The following is a 19,805-nucleotide window of genomic DNA, read 5'->3' as shown; positions in this document are numbered from 1 at the left end:
ATCAGCGTTAAACTATTCATACCATTAATTTTAGGGAGAAGAGATGATGCGCGTATTGGTTGTTGAGGATAATGCATTGCTACGTCACCACCTGAAAGTTCAGCTTCAGGAGTTAGGCCATCAGGTGGACGATGCGGAAGACGCAAAGGAAGCCGATTATTATCTCAATGAGCACATACCGGATATCGCCATCGTCGATTTAGGGCTCCCTGACGAAGATGGTCTGTCTTTGATCCGCCGCTGGCGTAGTCACGACGTTTCTCTGCCCGTTTTAGTCTTGACCGCGCGTGAAGGCTGGCAGGATAAAGTCGAAGTGCTGAGTGCAGGCGCTGATGATTACGTGACCAAGCCTTTTCATATTGAAGAAGTAGCGGCCCGCATGCAGGCGCTGATGCGCCGAAACAGCGGCCTGGCCTCTCAGGTTATTTCGCTTCCCCCTTTCCAGGTCGATCTTTCTCGTCGTGAATTCTCCATCAACGACGAGGTGATAAAGCTGACCGCTTTCGAATACACCATTATGGAAACGTTGATTCGTAACAGTGGCAAAGTGGTGAGCAAAGATTCTCTGATGCTCCAGCTCTATCCAGATGCGGAACTGCGTGAGAGTCATACCATTGATGTATTAATGGGACGTTTACGTAAAAAAATTCAGGCGCAGCATCCTCAGGAAGTGATCACCACCGTGCGAGGTCAGGGCTACCTGTTCGAACTACGCTAAATGAAAAAAATCCTTCGCCATTTCTTGCCGCTGTCGCTGCGGGTTCGCTTTTTACTGGCAACCGCAGCGGTGGTGCTGATCATGTCGCTGGCCTACGGCATGGTGGCGCTGGTCGGGTATAGCGTCAGCTTCGATAAAACCACCTTTCGGCTGCTGCGTGGAGAGAGCAATCTCTTCTATACGCTTGCCAAATGGGAAGATAATCATATCACCGTGGAAATGCCGGAAAATCTTGACCGTCAAAGTCCCACGATGGCACTCATTTATAATGAGAAAGGTCAGTTACTGTGGGCCCAACGACACGTACCCTGGCTGGAAAAACGGATCCGCCCGGAATGGCTCAAGACCAACGGTTTTCATGAAATTGAATCCGATCTGAACGCCACCAGCTCGCTGCTCGGAAACGATCGGTCGATGCAGCGTCAGCTCGAAGAGATCCGCGAAGATGACGATGACACCGAGATGACCCATTCGGTGGCAATCAATCTCTACCCTGCCACCCTTGATATGCCGCAGCTGACCATCGTGGTGGTCGATACCATCCCCGTGGAGCTTAAACGCTCCTACATGGTCTGGAACTGGTTTGTCTATGTTCTGGCGGCGAATCTATTGCTGGTGATCCCGCTACTGTGGATGGCGGCATGGTGGAGCCTGCGTCCGATAGAGTCACTGGCAAAAGAAGTACGCGAACTGGAAGAGCATAATCGCGACGAGCTCAATCCAGAGACCACACGCGAGCTGACAAGCCTGGTACGCAACCTCAATCGCCTGTTGAAAAGCGAGCGCGAGCGTTACGACAAATACCGCACCACACTTACCGATTTAACTCACAGCCTAAAGACCCCGCTGGCAGTGATGCAAAGCACCCTTCGCTCGATGCGTAGCTCAAAGTTATCCGTAGACGATGCCGAGCCGGTGATGCTGGAGCAAATCAGCCGTATTTCACAGCAAATCGGTTACTACCTGCATCGCGCCAGTATGCGCTCGGGCAGTGAACTGTTGAGCCGCGAACTCCACCCAGTCGCACCGCTGTTGGATAGCCTCACCTCTGCGCTGAATAAAGTTTATCAGCGTAAAGGGGTGAATATTAGTCTCGATATTTCACCGGAAATTAGTTTTGTCGGTGAGAAAAACGACTTTATGGAAGTGATGGGCAACCTGCTGGACAACGCCTGCAAATATTGCCTGGAATTTGTTGAGGTCTCCGCGCGCCTGACGGACGAAGAGTTGCATATTATTGTCGAAGACGATGGGCCTGGCATTCCAAAAAATAAGCGCGACGTGGTGTTCGATCGTGGGCAACGCGCAGACACGCTGCGTCCTGGCCAGGGCGTTGGGCTTTCTGTCGCGCAAGAGATTGTGGAGCAGTACGACGGCAGGATTGAAACCAGCGACAGTCTGCTGGGTGGCGCCCGGATGGAGGCCATTTTTGGCCGCCAACACCCCTCATCCGACGATAGTTAGCGTCGAATGTGAAAAAAGCGATATTCACGCACGCAGGCTCGTGAGCTTCCGTTATAATCCGACTCAGTAAGAGCCTGCGGAAATAAATAATATGGAATATCACGTAACACTGAACTGGCCCGACTTTATCGAACGCTATTGGCAGAAACGGCCAGTGGTTCTAAAGCGCGGCATCAGCAATTTTGTCGATCCTATTTCACCAGATGAACTGGCGGGACTGGCAATGGAAAACGAAGTGGACAGCCGCCTGGTGAGTCATCAGGATGGTAAATGGCAGGTGAGCCATGGTCCGTTCGAAAGCTATGACCATCTTGGTGAGAACAACTGGTCGTTACTGGTTCAGGCCGTTAACCACTGGCATGAACCTACCGCAGCCCTGATGCATCCCTTCCGTGCCCTGCCTGACTGGCGCATGGATGACCTGATGATCTCCTTCTCCGTTCCGGGTGGTGGCGTGGGTCCACATCTGGATCAGTACGATGTGTTTATCATTCAGGGCACTGGCCGCCGCCGCTGGCGTGTAGGCGAGAAAGTGCCGATGAAACAGCATTGTCCGCATCCTGATCTACTCCAGGTCGACCCGTTCGAAGGCATTATCGACGAAGAGATGGAGCCGGGCGATATTCTGTATATTCCGCCAGGATTCCCGCATGAAGGGTATTCTCTGGAAAACTCGCTGAATTATTCTGTCGGTTTCCGCGCGCCAAGCGGACGCGAGATGATCAGCGGCTTTGCCGATTACGTGCTGCAACGCGAGTTGGGCAGCCATCGCTATAGCGATCCTGACGTTCCTTCGCGCGAACACCCAGCCGATATTCTGCCGCAAGAGCTCGATAAACTGCGTGAGATGATGCTGGGTCTGATCAACGAACCCGAACATTTCAGACAGTGGTTTGGCGAGTTTGTTAGCCAGTCCCGTCACGAACTGGACGTGGCACCAGCAGAGCCGCCGTACCAACCCGATGAAATTTACGACGCGCTACAGCAGGGTGATTCCCTGGTGCGTCTGGGTGGTTTACGCGTGCTGCGTATTGGCGATGATATTTTCGTTAATGGTGAAAAACTCGATTCGCCGCATCGCCCGGCGCTCGAAGCCCTGGCAAGCCATATGGTATTAAACGCTGAAACGTTTGGTGATGCGTTAGAAGATCCGTCTTTCCTGGCCATGCTTGCTGCGCTGGTGAATAGCGGTTACTGGTTCTTCGAAGATTAAGTGTTACGTTAACGCCGGGCGGCATTTTGTTTGCCCGGCGTTTCTCCTACTGCTTCGCCGTTAGCTCCGCGATACGCACAATCACTTTTACCGCTTTTTCCATGCCTTCCAGCGTCACAAACTCATGCTTGCCATGGTAGTTGTAACCGCCGGTGAACAGGTTCGGACACGGTAGCCCCATAAAGGAAAGCTGCGAGCCGTCAGTGCCGCCGCGAATGGGTTTTAGCTGTGGCTCGATATCACAATCTCGCATCGCCTGCTGAGCAATATCCAGAATATGCGGATGCTCCATCACCTTTTCGCGCATATTGTAGTAGCTGTCTTCAATGATAAGCTCAATGTAGCAATCCGGATGCAGCCCTTTACCGACCTTTTTGGCGATTTCCATCATCTTGCGCTTGCGCGCTTCAAAGGCTTTACGATCGAAATCGCGAACGATGTAGTGCATTTGCGCACTGTCCACGGTGCCTTTGATGCTGGTCAGATGATAAAACCCTTCGTAGCCTTCCGTCTGCTCTGGACTTTCTTCTGCCGGAACCTCCGCATGAATACGCGCGGCCAAGGAAAGCGCATTGACCATAACGCCTTTCGCCGATCCCGGATGGACGTTGTTACCGACAATTTTGATGGTGATTGACGCCGCGTTAAAGTTCTCGAACTCCAGTTCGCCCACGCCGCCACCGTCAACGGTATACGCCCACTTCGCATTAAACGCTTCGACATCGAAATGTTTCGCGCCCTTGCCTACTTCTTCGTCCGGCGTAAATGCCACACGGATGTCGCCATGCGGGACATCTTTCGCTTTTATGACAGCGAGTGCCGTCATGATCTCCGCGACGCCCGCTTTATCATCTGCGCCCAATAACGTTTTGCCGTCGGTGGTGATCAGCGTCTGACCTAGCAGCTGATGCAGTACCGGGAACATCACCGGGGATAACACTTCATCGCCAATACCCAGCGCGATATCGCCTCCACGATAATTTTCAACAATCTGCGGGTTCACATTCTTTCCGCTGAAATCAGGTGAGGTATCCACGTGCGAGATAAAACCAATCGCCGGGATCGTGCCCTCGACGTTCGCCGGTAGCGTCCCCATCACAGTGCCTTTCTCGCTTAAGGTCACGTTGGTTAGGCCAAGCTCTTCCAGCTGTTCTTTTAACAGATTTAAAAGCTTCCATTGACCTTCGGTGCTCGGCACCTGCCTGACACCCGCTTTAGATTGGGTATCCAGCGAAACGTACTGTAAAAAACGCTCAAGTAATTTATCCATACAGCCACCCTCACTTTTTGTGACAACATTATCATTAAGCATCAAAACCCAAATATTGCGTCAGGTCACTTTTATCCCGTAAACGAGAATATTTTCGATTATGTCGTCAGCCGTTAATAAATGTAGCTTATGAATCAGTCACAAGGATTGGCGATTTAAGTGGTTTGCCGTAGAATGTCCGCCCTCATCACGAGTCACCAAGGTGGTTACGCACAAACCCCGCTTTCGGTAATCCGTCCGAAGCGTTTATATGGGACTGAGCCAAAAATTGAATACACAACCGGGTACATTGTCGCCGTTAGTGCAACTTGCGGGGATCCGTAAAAGTTTTGATGGCAAGACCGTCATTTCCGATCTTAATCTGACCATCAACAACGGTGAGTTTCTGACGCTGCTAGGCCCCTCTGGCTGCGGAAAGACGACAGTACTTCGCCTTATCGCCGGGCTCGAAAACGTCGATAAAGGCCATATTCATCTCGAAAGCCAGAACATTACGGATGTTCCCGCCGAGCATCGTCACGTCAATACTGTCTTTCAAAGTTACGCCCTCTTCCCGCACATGACCGTCTTCGAAAACGTTGCCTTTGGTCTGCGGATGCAGAAAACGCCACAGGAACAGATCGCGCCCCGCGTCACCGAAGCGCTACGCATGGTGCAGCTCGACGACTTTGCACAACGTAAACCCCATCAACTTTCAGGTGGCCAGCAGCAGCGCGTGGCCATTGCTCGCGCAGTGGTGAACAAACCTCGCCTGTTGTTACTCGATGAATCGCTTTCTGCTCTGGATTACAAACTGCGCAAACAGATGCAGAACGAACTGAAGGCGTTGCAGCGTAAGCTCGGTATTACTTTTGTATTCGTCACCCACGATCAGGAAGAAGCGCTGACCATGTCCGATCGTATTGTGGTGATGCGCGATGGCAAAATTGAGCAGGACGGCACGCCGCGAGAAATTTACGAAGAGCCCAAAAACCTGTTTGTCGCCGGCTTTATCGGCGAGATCAATCTTTTCAACGCCACGGTAATTGAACGCCTGGATGAGCAACGCGTGCGCGCCAGTGTGGAAGGCCGTGAGTGCAATATCACCGTGACATTCCCGGTCGAGAAGGGACAAAAACTGAATGTGTTACTGCGCCCGGAAGATCTGCGCGTCGAAGAAATCCATGACAATCTCGAGGCGGAAGGTCTGATTGGCTACATTCGCGAACGTAACTACAAAGGCATGACGCTGGAATCGGTTGTTGAGCTGGAAAACGGCAAGATGGTCATCGTCAGCGAGTTCTTCAATGAAGATGACCCGGACTTTGACCACCCGCTCGATCAGAAAATGGTCGTTAACTGGGTAGAAAGCTGGGAGGTCGTACTGGCTGATGAAGAACACCAGTAAGTTCCAGAATGTGGTGATCGCCACTATCGTCGGTTGGCTTGTGTTATTTGTTTTTCTTCCCAACCTGATGATCATCGTCACCAGTTTTTTGACCCGTGACAACGATAACTTCGTCAAGCTGGTCTTTACGCTGGATAACTACGCGCGCCTGCTGGACCCGCTCTATTTTGAGGTGCTGCTCCACTCGCTCAACATGGCAGTCATTGCCACCACGGCCTGCCTGGTGCTGGGTTATCCTTTTGCATGGTTTTTGGCACGCTTGCCGCAAAAAATCCGTCCACTGCTGCTTTTTTTGCTGATTGTCCCCTTCTGGACTAACTCGCTGATACGCATTTACGGCCTGAAAATTTTCCTCAGTACAAAGGGCTACCTCAACGAGTTCCTGCTGTGGCTGGGCGTGATTGATACCCCCGTGCGTATCATGTATACCCCCAGCGCCGTCATTATTGGCCTGGTGTATATCCTGCTGCCCTTTATGGTGATGCCGCTCTATTCCAGCATTGAGAAACTCGATAAACCGCTACTGGAAGCCGCGAAAGATTTAGGTGCCAGCAAGCTGCAAACGTTTCTTCGCATTATCATTCCATTAACGATGCCGGGCATTATCGCCGGATGTTTACTGGTGATGCTGCCTGCGATGGGGTTATTTTACGTGTCCGATCTGATGGGTGGGGCAAAGAATCTGCTTATCGGTAACGTGATTAAGAGTCAGTTCCTGAATATTCGCGACTGGCCGTTTGGTGCAGCCACCAGCATTACCCTGACGGTAGTGATGGGTCTGATGCTGCTCGTCTATTGGCGCGCGGCGCGTCTGCTGAACAAGAAGGTAGAACTCGAATGATCGGTCGACTGCTTCGCGGCGGTTTTATGACCGCTATTTACGCCTGGCTGTATATTCCGATCATTATTTTGATCGTGAACTCGTTTAACAGTGCCCGTTTTGGAATTAACTGGCAGGGCTTTACCACCAAATGGTATAGCCTGCTGATGAACAACGACAGCCTGCTACAGGCGGCGCAGCACTCGCTGACGATGGCCATTTTCTCGGCGACCTTTGCGACGCTGATAGGTTCGCTGACCGCCGTGGCGCTGTACCGCTATCGTTTTCGCGGGAAACCCTTCGTCAGCGGAATGCTGTTCGTGGTGATGATGTCCCCGGATATCGTGATGGCGATTTCGCTACTGGTGCTTTTTATGCTGCTGGGTATTCAGCTTGGATTCTGGTCCCTACTGTTCTCCCACATCACCTTCTGCCTGCCGTTTGTCGTGGTGACGGTGTATTCGCGCCTCAAAGGGTTTGACGTGCGGATGCTGGAAGCAGCTAAAGATTTGGGTGCCAGTGAAATCACTATTTTGCGCAAAATTATCCTGCCTCTGGCGTTGCCCGCCGTCGCTGCGGGCTGGCTGCTGAGCTTTACCTTGTCGATGGATGATGTTGTGGTCTCGTCCTTCGTTACCGGTCCTGGCTATGAAATTCTGCCGTTGAAGATCTATTCCATGGTGAAAGTCGGCGTCTCACCGGAGGTGAACGCGCTGGCAACGATTCTGTTGGTGTTATCGCTGGTTCTGGTCATCGCCAGCCAGCTTATTGCTCGTGATAAAACGAAATCTCAGGGGACGTTAAAATGAAAAAATGGTCACGCCACCTGCTCGCGGCAGGCGCTCTTGCAATGGGAATCAGCGCTGCGCACGCGGACGACAGCAAAACGCTCTACTTCTATAACTGGACCGAGTATGTGCCGCCAGGGCTGCTGGAACAGTTCACCAAAGAGACCGGTATTAAGGTGATTTATTCGACCTACGAGTCGAACGAAACCATGTACGCCAAGCTCAAAACCTACAAAGACGGTGCCTACGATCTGGTGGTGCCTTCCACCTATTTCGTCGATAAAATGCGCAAAGAGGGGATGATTCAGAAGATCGATAAAACGAAGCTGACCCACTTCAATAACCTCGATCCAGAAATGCTGAACAAGCCGTTCGACCCCAATAACGACTACTCTATCCCCTACATTTGGGGTGCGACGGCGATTGGGGTGAACAGCGATGAGATTGACCCGACATCGGTCACCAGCTGGGCCGATCTGTGGAAGCCGGAATATAAAGGCAGCCTGCTGTTAACCGACGACGCGCGCGAAGTGTTCCAGATGGCGCTGCGTAAGCTAGGTTATTCCGGCAATACCACCGATCCGAAAGAAATTGAAGCGGCATACAATGAGCTGAAGAAGCTGATGCCGAACGTGGCGGCGTTTAACTCCGATAACCCGGCAAACCCGTATATGGAAGGCGAAGTTAATCTGGGAATGGTGTGGAATGGTTCAGCTTATGTCGCACGTCAGGCAGGTACGCCGCTGCAAGTTGTCTGGCCTAAAGAAGGCGGGATCTTCTGGATGGACAGCCTGGCGATTCCTTCCAACGCTAAAAACGTCGATGGCGCGTTAAAACTGATGAACTTCCTGCTGCGCCCGGACGTGGCGAAACAGGTAGCAGAAACCATCGGCTATCCAACGCCAAATCTGGCAGCGCGTAAGTTGCTCAGCCCGGAAGTAGCGAACGATAAGTCGCTGTACCCCGATGCAGAAACCGTGAAGAAAGGTGAATGGCAGAACGATGTAGGTGACGCGAGCCGTCTTTACGAAGAGTATTATCAGAAATTAAAAGCAGGACGTTAATCCGTTCACTGTTCACAGGCCGGGCAAACAAACATGCCGCCCGGCCTGTGAGCCACCTTCTTAAAGCCCTTTCAGCAGTTTCTCGACAAACTCCGGCACCACTTCACTCGCCAGACCGTACTGCTTCTCTTCAAATTCGCTACCAACCTGGCTGGGTTCAAGGTTGAGTTCAACCGTATGCGCACCGTGCAGCTTCGCCTCGTGCACGAAACCAGCGGCCGGATAGACATGCCCGGAGGTGCCAATCGCGATAAACACGTCAGCCATCGCCAGCGCACCGTAGATATCATCCATACCCAGCGGCATTTCGCCAAACCAGACCACGTGCGGGCGCAGCGGCGACGGGAACTGACAGCAGTGACACTTGTCATCCGCGGTGATATCGCCGGTCCAGTCCAGCACCTGCCCGCTCCACGCACAGCGTACTTTCAGCAGTTCGCCGTGCATATGGATGACATTGCGGTTCCCGGCACGCTCGTGCAGGTTGTCGATATTCTGCGTCACCAGCAGGAAACGGTCGCCCAGCTCTTGCTCAAGCTTTGCCAGCGCAAGATGTGCGGCGTTCGGCTCAATTTCAGGTGACTGTAGCTGGCGGCGACGCGCGTTGTAAAACGACTGTACCAGCTCGGGATTACGCGCGAAGCCTTCTGGCGTCGCGACATCTTCCACACGGTGTTCTTCCCACAGGCCGTCCGCCGCGCGGAAGGTGCGAATGCCGGACTCCGCAGAAATTCCCGCGCCTGTCAGAACGACCACTCTTGGTTTTTCCATCCCTTCTGGCATCACCCTGTCTCTGAAAAATATCCGCTGGCGTAAACGTTCACGCAGGCGGCGTTTAGTTTTGCGAAAACGGCCCAGTCGACCTAACCGACGCGACAGCATAGTCACCTCTTATTGTTAGCGGGTGAGATGAAGGAAGGCCGCACCGCGCATTCCCCCAGCATCCCCATGACGCGCACGTTCTATACGCGGTACGCGAGCGACCGGCAACAAATGTCGAGGCAAACGCCCGGATAGCTGTTCCGTAATCGCCGTAAAGTTCGATAATCCACCGCCGATCACCAGTAAATCGGGATCGACAATGGTCAGAATATTACCTAAACACACCGCCAGCAGATCGAGATAGCGTTCGACGTGTTCTCGTGCCAGCTCATCGCCCTGTTCCCACAACGTGATGATTTGCGGTGCCTCAAGTTTTTGATGATAGAAGTGTTCGTAAAGCCATGCAAATCCACGGCCAGAGAGATAATTCTCAATGCAACCATGCTGCCCACAACCGCATCGCGTTAACGGAAAATCGCGTCCAACAACCTCAAGTGCATCCACCGGTAGACGAATATGACCAAATTCGCCGGTAATATAACTGCGCCCGGTAATGGGTTTGCCGTTCACAATAATACCGCCGCCTACGCCCGTACCGAGAATAAGCCCCATAACCAGCGGATAGTGGCGAAACTCGTCGTCCCAGGCTTCTGAGAGGGCAAAACAGTTAGCATCGTTATCGAGACGCACGTCGCGCTCAAGCAGCGCGGAGAGATCCGCACGAAGGGGCTTGCCGCTGGCAGCGGGGACGTTGGCGGCGTACAGCGTACCTTCGTCGGTTTCCGGCATGCCGGGAATGCCAATGCCGACCGTACCCTTCACGCCGAAGCGGGCATCCGCTTGTGCAACAAGCGTGGTAATGGCTGTTAAAAATTCGTCGTAGCTTTCGCGCGGCGTGGGAACGCGAGTTTCCCACTGAAGTTTGAGATTTTCATCAAACGCGCCGAGCGCAATTTTGGTGCCGCCAATATCAAATCCATAATACATATGCATTCCTCTTTCTGACATAGCGGCCTCACGACCGCTATGTCATGACGTAATTACTGGCCACTCAATACCCTCGCCGGATCAATTCGGCTAGCGCGACGCGCCGGATACCAGCTTGCCAGCAGACTCAGTAAAAGTGCTGTAACCAGCACATAAATAACATCCAGCCAGTGCAATTCAGACGGCAGGAAGTCAATAAAATAGATATCACCCGACAAGAACTGGTGACCAATAAGCTTTTCAATTCCGTTGATGATAGGCGTCAGTTGCAATGAAACCACCACGCCAATCACCACGCCGCACAGGCTGCCAAACAGCCCCGCCAGCAGACCGTACCAGACGAAAATGGCACGAATAAGACCGTCTTTCGCGCCTAACGTGCGCAGTACCGCAATGTCGCCGCTCTTGTCTTTCACCGCCATCACCAGCGTGGAAACGATGTTGAAACAGGCCACGCCAATCACCAGTACCATCGCCAGATACATAATGGCGCGGATCATCTGAATATCGCGATACATGTAGCCGTAGGTGCCGATCCAGCTCTTGATGTAAACATAGCTGTTAGTCACTTCACCCGCGTCACGCACCAGCTTATTGGCGTTGAAGACATCGTTCACCTTAATCGCAATACCGGTGACGCTGTTGCCCATATCCAGATACTGTCGCGCGTCGTCCAGCGGCACCATCGCGAAGCTGTGATCGAGCTGGCCGCTCAGTTGCAAAATACCGGTGACGTGTAAACGCACCCGTTTTGGCTGCTGAAGTTTATGGTCAGCACTGGCATTTGGGATCATGATAGAAACCCAGTCGCCCTGCTTCACCTTCAGCGCATCAGCAACGCCTTTTCCGATAATAATTTGCTGCTCGCCCGCTTTGAAATCAGCCCAGGCGTTATTCTGCACAAACTGCGGGAGCGCACTCAAACGCGCCTCCTGCTCGGGGTTGACGCCTTTGACCTGAATGGCGCGCAGATTTGCCCCGCTTTCGACCAGCCCAGTGAAGTTAATGTACGGTGCGGCAGCGGCAATTCCGGGGACCTTTTCTACGTTTGTCAGCGCCTCGTTCCAGTTTTTCCACGGCTGGTTGACGGGTTCAATTTCACCGTGCGGCACCACGGCCAGAATACGATTATTCAGCTCACGCTCGAATCCGTTCATGGCGCTAAGGCCCACGATCAGAACGGCCACGCCCAGCGCAATACCCACGGTAGAAATGATTGAAATCAGCGACACCATGCCGCCACGACGACGGCCCCGGCTAAAGCGTAAGCCGATGAGTAACGATAACGGTGACGCCATTACTCGGCTCCCATCAGCGTCAGTTCCGCCGTCAAACGACCGTCACGCATCTCAAGCTGACGGCTCATCCGCCCCGCCAGTTGTAAATCGTGCGTTACCACCAGGAATGCCGTGCCCTGAGAAGCGTTCAGCTCGCCAAGCAGCTGGAAAATACTGTCGGCGTTTCGTGCATCCAGGTTACCGGTCGGTTCGTCCGCCAGCACCAGACGCGGGTTGTTCACCAATGCACGGGCAATTGCCACACGCTGACGTTCACCCCCGGAGAGCTCCGAAGGACGGTGATTACCGCGATGGCCTAAGCCCACCGCTTTGAGCATATCGCTGGCGCGGGTGTTAATCTCCGCCGGTTTCTTTTTGCCGATCAGCAGCGGCATCGCCACGTTTTCAAGTGCGGTGAAGTCCGGCAGCAAATGGTGGAACTGATAGATAAAGCCCAGCTCGCGGTTACGCAATTCGGCCTTTGCGGTAGAAGACATTGAGCTTAAAGGCGTACCGGAGAAAATGACATCGCCAGCGGTTGGCGTATCCAGACCGCCCAGCAGATGCAGCAGCGTACTTTTACCGGAGCCGGAGCTGCCGACAATCGCCATCATCTCACCTTCACCCACGCTGAAACTGACCTCATGCAGAACATCGGTCTGCACATTGCCTTCCTGATAGCGCTTGGACAGGTTGTCGCATTGCAACAGGATCTTATTCATAACGTAAAGCCTCAGCGGGTTGAGTGGCGGCAGCGCGCCATGAAGGATAAAGCGTAGAAAGCAGCGCAATGGCCATCGCGACCAGCGCAATACCAACAACCTGTAGCGGCTCAATCGCGACCGGCAGCGCCGCGCCATCGAGCAGGATACCGATGATCGGCATTAAATTATTTAACTGGCTGGCAAGCAATGCCCCCAGCACAGCGCCGAGTAGCGCGCCGATAATCCCGGCACTGGCTCCCTGCACCATAAATACCGCCATAATCTGGCGCGGCGTCAGGCCCTGGGTTTGCAGGATAGCCACCTCGCCCTGCTTCTCCATCACCATCAGCCCCAGAGAGGTGATGATGTTAAACGCAGCAACGGCCACGATCAGGCTCAGCAGAAGGCCCATCATGTTCTTTTCCATACGCACGGCCTGGAACAACTCGCCTTTGCGGTCGCGCCAGTCCTGCCATTTTGTACCCTCAGGTAATTTTTGCTGGCTCAGTACATCCACTTTTAAGGGTTCATTGAGCCATAAACGCCAGCCGCTGATATTCCCCAGTGGATAACGCATCAGACGCGAGGCATCCTGAATGTTGACCAGCATTTGATAACCATCGACTTCGCTATTGGCGGCAAACGTGCCAATCACATTGAACAGACGCTGGCTCGGCAAACGCCCCATCGGCGTAAACTGGCTGGCAGACGGCACCATCACGCGCAGCTGATCGCCCCGATTGACACCCAGTTGTCCGGCAAGCTGCTCGCCCAGAATGACGTTGTACTTGCCCGCTTCAAGATCGGTCTGTTTAACGTTGACCAGATACGGCGTTAGCGGATCTTTTTGCGCCGGGTCGATACCCAACATCACGCCCACCGAAACGCTGCGCGCGCTTTGCAGCACCACATCTCCAGTGGTCAGCGGTGCAATACGGTTCACACCTTGCAGTTTTACTGCGCTTGCGGGCAGCTGTTGCGGATTGATCGAGCCGTTGGCAGATGAGAGGACCGCCTGCGGCATCAGCCCCAGGATATTGTTTTGCAGCTCGCGCTCGAAGCCATTCATCACGGAAAGCACCGTGACCAGCGCCATCACGCCAAGCGTAATACCGATAGTGGAAAGCCAGGAGACAAAGCGACCGAAGCGGTCCGCGGCGCGCCCACGCATGTAGCGTAAGCCTATAAAGAGTGCGACAGGTTGATACATGAAATCCGTCTGGTTGCTGATAGCAGACCCACGAGTATATAAGCGAATCCGTAAAGCGTAAATGACTGAAACCGTAAGCTTTGGTAATGACTTTTCCGAAAAAACAATAAAAATCATCACACTAATCCCAATATAGAGGGCACGGAACGGCAGTGTACCCTCCACCTTTTCTGAAAAACGTCCTGATACAGACTCTTACTGATTACATCCCCGTCCGGTTCGCCCAGGATCAACGTTTCGTTTATGGCAAAACAGGTATCCGGTACCGATGAAACAAAAAGCATTATGGATTAATCAGATAAAAGGGCTTTGCATCTGCCTGGTGGTCATTTATCACTCGGTGATCACCTTCTATCCCCACCTCGACGGGCTACAGCTCCCGCTCTCAGGCTTGCTCGCCAAATGCTGGGTCTATTTCAATCTCTATCTCGCGCCGTTTCGTATGCCGGTGTTTTTCTTTATTTCTGGCTATTTGATCCGCCGCTACATTGATGAAGTTGGCTGGCGAACGAGCCTGGATAAAAGGATCTGGAGCATTCTTTGGGTGCTGGTGCTATGGGGTATATTGCAATGGCAAGCGTTGAGTCATATCAATGCCTGGCTGGCACCCGATCGCGAGTTAGCCACTGCGTCTAACGCGGCATACGCCGATTCCATCACTGGCTTTATTCGCGGCATGCTCACGGCCAGTACCAGCCTGTGGTATCTGTACGCCCTGCTGGTCTACTTTACGCTGTGTAAATTGCTGAGCCGCTGGAAGCTGCCGATGTTGGGTCTCCTGGCGCTGGCAAGTGTTGCCATCAACTTCCTGCCGTTACCGTGGTGGGGGATGAACAGCGTGGTGCGTAATATGATCTACTACAGCCTGGGCGCATGGTACGGCGCGCAGTTGATGGAGTGGATGAAGGGCATGAGCATTCGTCGCAGCGGGTTGCCGATCATCGCTTTTGGTTTGATGTCGATCGTACTGTGGTTTGCCAACGTTCCCCTGCTGCTTTCGCTGCTGTCGATTTTGCTGATCATGAAGCTATTTTACAGCGTTGAGCAGCGTTATGCCGTGCGCCCTAACAATCTGCTGAACGTGGTCGGTTCGAATACGATAGCCATTTACACCACGCACCGAATTTTAATTGAGTGCTTCAGCCTGTTTTTGATCGGCGAACTCAATGCCGCCTGGTGGCCGGTGTGGGCAGAATTGACGCTTATCCTGGTCTATCCGTTTGTCAGCCTGCTGATTTGCACGCTAGTGGGGCTTGGCGCGCGCAAAGTCTCCAGCGCATTGTTTGGCGACGTTTTCTTCACCCCCCCAGCCCGTTTAGCGCCGGTTCAGGCCACGCGTTAACCCCCTTCTCGCCCCCACTTTGGGGGCGACGTTACGCTCCGTGCGGTTACGGTTTGCTAATACAAAACGATCGAGGATAATAAAGACATTGCGTATCAGTGATATGCCCCAATACTGTTGGTATATCCATAAGAGATCCTGACATAGCCATGCCTGAACAATATCGTTATTCCCTGCCCGACAAAGCGGGCGACCAGCGCCAGCTAGGTGAACTGACGGGTGCAGCCTGCGCCACGCTCGTTGCGGAAATCGCGGAGCGTCATCCAGGTCCGGTGGTGCTTGTCGCCCCCGATATGCAAAATGCACTGCGTCTGCATGATGAAATTCGCCAGTTTACCGATAGTCTGGTGTTCAATCTTGCCGACTGGGAAACGCTGCCTTACGACAGCTTCTCCCCGCACCAGGAGATTATCTCCTCGCGCCTGTCCACGCTGTATCAACTGCCCTCCATGCAGCGCGGTGTGCTGATTGTCCCGGTCAATACGCTGATGCAGCGTGTTTGCCCACACAGTTATCTGCACGGCCACGCGCTGGTGATGAAAAAAGGCCAGCGCTTGTCTCGCGACGCCCTACGCTCGCAGTTAGATAGCGCCGGTTATCGCCATGTTGATCAGGTGATGGAGCACGGCGAGTACGCCACACGCGGCGCGCTGCTGGATCTTTATCCGATGGGTAGCGACAGGCCATACCGCCTCGATTTCTTCGATGATGAAATCGACAGTCTGCGCGTCTTTGACGCCGACACTCAGCGCACGCTAGAAGAAGTTGAAGCCATTAATTTGCTGCCGGCACATGAGTTCCCGACCGATAAAACTGCCATTGAACTGTTCCGCAGCCAGTGGCGCGATAAGTTCGATGTGAAGCGGGATGCCGAACATATTTATCAGCAGGTGAGCAAAGGTACGCTCCCTGCCGGGATTGAGTATTGGCAGCCGCTGTTCTTTAGCGAGCCACTCCCCGCCCTGTTTAGCTATTTCCCGGCCAAAACACTGATTGTGAATACCGGCGATCTGGAAGCCAGCGCCACTCGTTTTGAGAACGAAACCCGCGCCCGTTACGAGAATCGCGGCGTGGATCCTATGCGTCCGTTGCTGCCACCGGAGCAGCTTTGGCTGCGAACCGATGCGCTATTTTCAGAGCTAAAAAAATGGCCGCGCATTCAGCTCAAAACGGAAAACCTGCCGGATAAAGCAGCGAATACTAATCTGGCATTTCACAAGCTGCCCGATCTCTCGGTTCAGGCACAGCAAAAATCGCCGCTGGATAACCTGCGCAAGTTTCTTGAGTCCTTTACCGGTCCGGTCATTTTCTCGGTGGAGAGCGAAGGCCGCCGCGAGGCGCTTGGCGAACTGCTGAGCCGTATTAAAGTGTCGCCAAAACGCATTTTACGTCTCGACGAAGCGGCCGATAACGGGCGCTACCTGATGATTGGCGCTGCCGAGCACGGTTTTATTGACGAGCTGAATAACCGGGCATTGATTTGCGAGAGCGATCTGCTGGGTGAGCGCGTGGCGCGCCGCCGTCAGGATAGCCGCCGCACCATCAACCCGGACACGCTCATCCGCAATCTGGCAGAGCTGCACGTAGGTCAGCCGATTGTCCACCTTGAACACGGGGTGGGACGCTATGCGGGAATGACGACCCTGGAAACGGGCGGCATTAAGGCCGAGTACCTGATGCTGACTTATTCCGGCGACGCGAAACTCTATGTTCCCGTGTCGTCCCTGCACCTGATCAGCCGATATGCGGGCGGTGCGGAAGAGAACGCGCCGCTGCACAGATTAGGTGGAGACGTCTGGGCGCGCGCGCGGCAGAAAGCCGCAGAAAAAGTCCGCGATGTCGCCGCCGAGCTGCTGGATATTTACGCCCAGCGCGCAGCAAAATCTGGCTTTGCCTTCAAGCATGATAAAGAACAGTATCAGCTGTTCTGCGATACCTTCCCGTTCGAAACCACGCCGGATCAAGCTCAGGCCATTAACGCCGTGCTCAGCGATATGTGTCAGCCGCTGGCAATGGATCGCCTGGTGTGTGGTGACGTGGGCTTTGGTAAAACCGAAGTGGCGATGCGCGCGACCTTCCTCGCCGTCGAAAATAATAAGCAGGTTGCTGTGCTGGTGCCGACCACTCTGCTTGCCCAGCAGCACTACGATAACTTCCGCGATCGCTTTGCGAACTGGCCGGTTCGTATCGAGATGCTGTCACGTTTTCGCAGCGCCAAAGAGCAGGCGCTGATCCTGGAGCAAGCCAGCGAAGGCAAAATCGATATACTGATTGGCACTCACAAACTGCTGCAAAGCGACGTGAAGTGGCGAGATTTAGGTTTACTGATTGTCGATGAAGAGCATCGCTTTGGCGTGCGTCACAAAGAGCGCATTAAAGCGATGCGTGCCGACGTGGATATCCTGACGCTGACTGCGACGCCGATTCCGCGAACGCTCAACATGGCCATGAGCGGCATGCGCGATTTGTCGATTATCGCTACCCCGCCAGCACGTCGTCTGGCGGTCAAAACCTTCGTGCGCGAGTACGACAGCCTGGTGGTTCGCGAGGCCATTCTTCGTGAAGTTCTGCGCGGCGGTCAGGTTTATTATCTCTTCAACGATGTTGAAAACATCCAGAAAGCCGCCGATAAGCTTGCGGAGCTGGTGCCCGAAGCGCGAATTGCCATCGGTCACGGGCAGATGCGCGAGCGCGAGCTTGAACGAGTGATGAACGATTTCCACCACCAGCGTTTCAACGTGCTGGTGTGCACCACGATTATCGAAACCGGGATTGATATTCCGACAGCGAATACCATCATCATCGAACGCGCGGACCACTTCGGTCTGGCGCAGCTTCACCAGTTGCGTGGTCGCGTGGGACGTTCGCATCACCAGGCCTACGCCTGGCTGATGACCCCGCATCCAAAGTCCATGACCACCGATGCGCAAAAGCGTCTGGAGGCCATTGCCTCGCTGGAAGATCTGGGTGCAGGCTTCGCGCTGGCGACGCACGATCTGGAGATCCGCGGAGCAGGTGAACTGCTGGGCGAAGATCAGAGTGGATCGATGGAAACCATCGGCTTCTCGCTGTACATGGAGCTGCTGGAAAACGCCGTTGATGCACTGAAAGCCGGACGTGAGCCGTCTCTGGAAGATCTCACCAGCCAGCAAACAGAAGTTGAGCTGCGTATGCCTTCCCTGTTACCGGATGATTTTATCCCGGACGTGAACACGCGCCTGTCGTTCTATAAGCGTATTGCCAGTGCTAAAAAAGAGACTGAGCTGGAAGAGCTTAGAGTTGAGCTTATCGATCGCTTCGGCCTGCTGCCGGATCCGGCGCGCAACCTCCTCGATATTGCACGTCTTCGCCAACAGGCGCAGAAGCTCGGCATTCGTAAACTGGAAGGTAACGATAAAGGCGGCATGATTGAGTTCGCTGAGAAAAATCATGTCGACCCGATGTGGTTAATTGGTCTGCTGCAAAAACAACCACAGCATTTCCGTCTGGATGGCCCGACGCGCCTGAAATTCACTCAGGAACTCACCGATCGCAAAACGCGGATGGAATGGGTTCGCAACTTCATGCGTCAACTTGAAGAAAACGCGATAGCGTAGCGTTATTGCCGGGCGGCACTCGCTTTCCCGGCCATTCCGTCTGAGCATAATTTACAAACTCTTTGCAATTGGCATCGACTTCCCGACACGTCCATCCATCATACTTATCAATTAACTATTTATATAACAATAACCTTATTGTTGCTATGGACATGGGTGATAATGATGACTCTGCGTTTTACACACTGGATAGCGCTCCTGGCGCTTGTCGGAAGCATAGCGATTGCACTTCCCGCTCGCGCCAATACCTGGCCCCTTCCCCCTGCCGGTAGCCGGTTAGTGGGCGAAAACCGTTTTCATGTCGTTGAAAATAACGGTGGGTCGCTGGAAGCGATTGCGAAAAAATATAATGTGGGTTTCCTTGCACTGTTACAGGCTAATCCGGGCGTTGATCCCTACGTGCCGCGCGCAGGTAGTGTGCTGACTATTCCGCTTCAAACCCTGCTGCCGGATGCGCCACGCGAAGGTCTGGTGATTAACCTGGCCGAACTGCGTCTTTATTATTATCCACCGGGTAAAAATGAAGTGACGGTGTATCCGATTGGCATTGGCCAGTTAGGTGGCGACACGTTGACGCCTACGATGGTGACGACCGTATCAGACAAACGAGCCAATCCAACCTGGACACCGACCGCCAATATTCGTGCCCGCTATAAAGCGCAGGGGATTGATTTACCCGCCGTGGTGCCTGCCGGTCCGGATAACCCAATGGGCCACCACGCCATTCGCCTTGCAGCCTACGGTGGCGTTTATCTTTTGCATGGAACCAATGCTGATTTCGGCATCGGAATGCGCGTGAGTTCAGGCTGCATCCGCCTGCGCGACGGCGATATCGAGGCGCTGTTCCGCGTCATTACGCCGGGAACGAAGGTCAACATCATCAATACGCCGATTAAAGTTTCTGAGGAGCCGGGTGGAAAACGTCTGGTGGAAATACATCAACCGCTGTCCAAGAACCTTGGCGACGATCCGCAGACTTTGCCTATTACGCTTACCGCTGCGATGCAAACTTTCAAAGCTGGCGCTGATGGAGTGGTAATGGAAAGCGCCATGGAGGCTCGCTCAGGAATGCCAGTCGACGTCACGCAACATCATAAAACCGCTCAGCAATCCCTTTAAGAACGGCTGAGACAAAAACGCCCT

The 19,805-nt window shown here is 53.6% G+C and carries 16 protein-coding genes; 10 read left to right on the top strand and 6 right to left on the bottom strand.

Annotation, left to right across the window (positions count from 1 at the left end):
* Positions 1 to 46 precede the first annotated feature (46 nt).
* From phoP to AC6EMZ_RS04545, 3 genes are all read left to right on the top strand, one after another.
* Complete coding sequence (phoP, locus tag AC6EMZ_RS04555; RefSeq protein ID WP_498401475.1) at positions 47 to 718, top strand: two-component system response regulator PhoP; 672 nt, start codon at positions 47 to 49, stop codon at positions 716 to 718.
* A complete protein-coding gene (gene phoQ, locus AC6EMZ_RS04550; RefSeq protein WP_498401205.1) occupies positions 719 to 2,182 on the top strand; it encodes a two-component system sensor histidine kinase PhoQ in 1,464 nt (487 codons plus the stop codon).
* 91 nt (positions 2,183 to 2,273) lie between these two features.
* Positions 2,274 to 3,395 carry a ribosomal protein uL16 3-hydroxylase gene (locus AC6EMZ_RS04545; protein ID WP_498401204.1) on the top strand — a complete coding sequence of 374 codons (1,122 nt, stop codon included), beginning with the start codon at positions 2,274 to 2,276 and terminating at the stop codon, positions 3,393 to 3,395.
* 46 nt (positions 3,396 to 3,441) lie between these two features.
* Here the strand turns inward: AC6EMZ_RS04545 and pepT are convergent, their stop codons facing one another.
* Positions 3,442 to 4,665 carry a peptidase T gene (gene pepT / locus AC6EMZ_RS04540; RefSeq protein ID WP_498401203.1) on the bottom strand — a complete coding sequence of 408 codons (1,224 nt, stop codon included), beginning with the start codon at positions 4,663 to 4,665 and terminating at the stop codon, positions 3,442 to 3,444.
* A gap of 250 nt (positions 4,666 to 4,915) precedes the next feature.
* Between pepT and potA the strand changes: the two genes are divergently transcribed.
* The 4 genes from potA to potD are packed head-to-tail and all read left to right on the top strand — an operon-like array spanning position 4,916 to position 8,724.
* Positions 4,916 to 6,052: a spermidine/putrescine ABC transporter ATP-binding protein PotA gene (gene potA / locus AC6EMZ_RS04535; protein WP_498401202.1), complete on the top strand. Its 1,137-nt coding sequence runs from the start codon at positions 4,916 to 4,918 to the stop codon at positions 6,050 to 6,052.
* Positions 6,036 to 6,893 (top strand): spermidine/putrescine ABC transporter permease PotB, encoded by an 858-nt coding sequence (gene potB / locus AC6EMZ_RS04530; RefSeq protein ID WP_498401201.1) that lies wholly within the window; start codon positions 6,036 to 6,038, stop codon positions 6,891 to 6,893. Before potA ends, potB begins: the two co-directional genes overlap by 17 nt.
* Complete coding sequence (potC, locus tag AC6EMZ_RS04525) at positions 6,890 to 7,681, top strand: spermidine/putrescine ABC transporter permease PotC (protein WP_498401200.1); 792 nt, start codon at positions 6,890 to 6,892, stop codon at positions 7,679 to 7,681. Before potB ends, potC begins: the two co-directional genes overlap by 4 nt.
* Complete coding sequence (gene potD, locus AC6EMZ_RS04520) at positions 7,678 to 8,724, top strand: spermidine/putrescine ABC transporter substrate-binding protein PotD (protein WP_498401199.1); 1,047 nt, start codon at positions 7,678 to 7,680, stop codon at positions 8,722 to 8,724. The genes potC and potD overlap by 4 nt, the downstream gene beginning before the upstream one ends.
* 60 nt (positions 8,725 to 8,784) lie before the next feature.
* On the opposite strand, the gene cobB is transcribed toward potD, so the two are convergent.
* From cobB to lolC, 5 genes are read right to left on the bottom strand one after another with little or no spacing between them, the layout of a single operon-like run.
* Positions 8,785 to 9,606 (bottom strand): Sir2 family NAD+-dependent deacetylase, encoded by an 822-nt coding sequence (gene cobB, locus AC6EMZ_RS04515; RefSeq protein ID WP_498401198.1) that lies wholly within the window; start codon positions 9,604 to 9,606, stop codon positions 8,785 to 8,787.
* Between the two features lie 15 nt (positions 9,607 to 9,621).
* Positions 9,622 to 10,533 carry an N-acetylglucosamine kinase gene (nagK, locus tag AC6EMZ_RS04510; protein WP_498401196.1) on the bottom strand — a complete coding sequence of 304 codons (912 nt, stop codon included), beginning with the start codon at positions 10,531 to 10,533 and terminating at the stop codon, positions 9,622 to 9,624.
* Positions 10,534 to 10,586: 53 nt separating this feature from the next.
* Complete coding sequence (lolE, locus tag AC6EMZ_RS04505; protein ID WP_498401195.1) at positions 10,587 to 11,831, bottom strand: lipoprotein-releasing ABC transporter permease subunit LolE; 1,245 nt, start codon at positions 11,829 to 11,831, stop codon at positions 10,587 to 10,589.
* Positions 11,831 to 12,532, bottom strand: coding sequence for a lipoprotein-releasing ABC transporter ATP-binding protein LolD (gene lolD / locus AC6EMZ_RS04500; protein WP_498401194.1), 702 nt, complete (start codon positions 12,530 to 12,532; stop codon positions 11,831 to 11,833). The genes lolE and lolD overlap by 1 nt, the downstream gene beginning before the upstream one ends.
* Positions 12,525 to 13,724, bottom strand: a complete 1,200-nt coding sequence (gene lolC, locus AC6EMZ_RS04495) for a lipoprotein-releasing ABC transporter permease subunit LolC (RefSeq protein ID WP_498401193.1) — start codon at positions 13,722 to 13,724, stop codon at positions 12,525 to 12,527. The genes lolD and lolC overlap by 8 nt, the downstream gene beginning before the upstream one ends.
* A gap of 268 nt (positions 13,725 to 13,992) precedes the next feature.
* Between lolC and AC6EMZ_RS04490 the strand changes: the two genes are divergently transcribed.
* The 3 genes from AC6EMZ_RS04490 (at position 13,993) to ldtC (ending at position 19,781) form a co-directional block, all read left to right on the top strand.
* Positions 13,993 to 15,066 carry an acyltransferase family protein gene (locus tag AC6EMZ_RS04490; protein WP_498401192.1) on the top strand — a complete coding sequence of 358 codons (1,074 nt, stop codon included), beginning with the start codon at positions 13,993 to 13,995 and terminating at the stop codon, positions 15,064 to 15,066.
* A 149-nt stretch (positions 15,067 to 15,215) separates the two neighbouring features.
* Entirely contained in the window at positions 15,216 to 18,662 is a 3,447-nt protein-coding gene (mfd, locus tag AC6EMZ_RS04485; RefSeq protein ID WP_498401190.1) for a transcription-repair coupling factor, read from the top strand.
* A gap of 162 nt (positions 18,663 to 18,824) precedes the next feature.
* Positions 18,825 to 19,781: a L,D-transpeptidase LdtC gene (gene ldtC / locus AC6EMZ_RS04480; RefSeq protein WP_498401189.1), complete on the top strand. Its 957-nt coding sequence runs from the start codon at positions 18,825 to 18,827 to the stop codon at positions 19,779 to 19,781.
* Positions 19,782 to 19,805: the final 24 nt, after the last annotated feature.

It is taken from the genome of Enterobacter sp. SCRI0065 (assembly GCF_059766475.1).
This window is presented reverse-complemented; position numbering and strand designations above follow the sequence as displayed.

Coding starts and splice junctions, on each gene's coding strand:
- phoP (WP_498401475.1), top strand. CDS start 47: ATGCGCGTATTGGTTGTTGAGGATAATGCATTGCTACGTCACCACCTG.
- phoQ (WP_498401205.1), top strand. CDS start 719: ATGAAAAAAATCCTTCGCCATTTCTTGCCGCTGTCGCTGCGGGTTCGC.
- AC6EMZ_RS04545 (WP_498401204.1), top strand. CDS start 2,274: ATGGAATATCACGTAACACTGAACTGGCCCGACTTTATCGAACGCTAT.
- pepT (WP_498401203.1), bottom strand. CDS start 4,665: ATGGATAAATTACTTGAGCGTTTTTTACAGTACGTTTCGCTGGATACC.
- potA (WP_498401202.1), top strand. CDS start 4,916: ATGGGACTGAGCCAAAAATTGAATACACAACCGGGTACATTGTCGCCG.
- potB (WP_498401201.1), top strand. CDS start 6,036: ATGAAGAACACCAGTAAGTTCCAGAATGTGGTGATCGCCACTATCGTC.
- potC (WP_498401200.1), top strand. CDS start 6,890: ATGATCGGTCGACTGCTTCGCGGCGGTTTTATGACCGCTATTTACGCC.
- potD (WP_498401199.1), top strand. CDS start 7,678: ATGAAAAAATGGTCACGCCACCTGCTCGCGGCAGGCGCTCTTGCAATG.
- cobB (WP_498401198.1), bottom strand. CDS start 9,606: ATGCTGTCGCGTCGGTTAGGTCGACTGGGCCGTTTTCGCAAAACTAAA.
- nagK (WP_498401196.1), bottom strand. CDS start 10,533: ATGTATTATGGATTTGATATTGGCGGCACCAAAATTGCGCTCGGCGCG.
- lolE (WP_498401195.1), bottom strand. CDS start 11,831: ATGGCGTCACCGTTATCGTTACTCATCGGCTTACGCTTTAGCCGGGGC.
- lolD (WP_498401194.1), bottom strand. CDS start 12,532: ATGAATAAGATCCTGTTGCAATGCGACAACCTGTCCAAGCGCTATCAG.
- lolC (WP_498401193.1), bottom strand. CDS start 13,724: ATGTATCAACCTGTCGCACTCTTTATAGGCTTACGCTACATGCGTGGG.
- AC6EMZ_RS04490 (WP_498401192.1), top strand. CDS start 13,993: ATGAAACAAAAAGCATTATGGATTAATCAGATAAAAGGGCTTTGCATC.
- mfd (WP_498401190.1), top strand. CDS start 15,216: ATGCCTGAACAATATCGTTATTCCCTGCCCGACAAAGCGGGCGACCAG.
- ldtC (WP_498401189.1), top strand. CDS start 18,825: ATGATGACTCTGCGTTTTACACACTGGATAGCGCTCCTGGCGCTTGTC.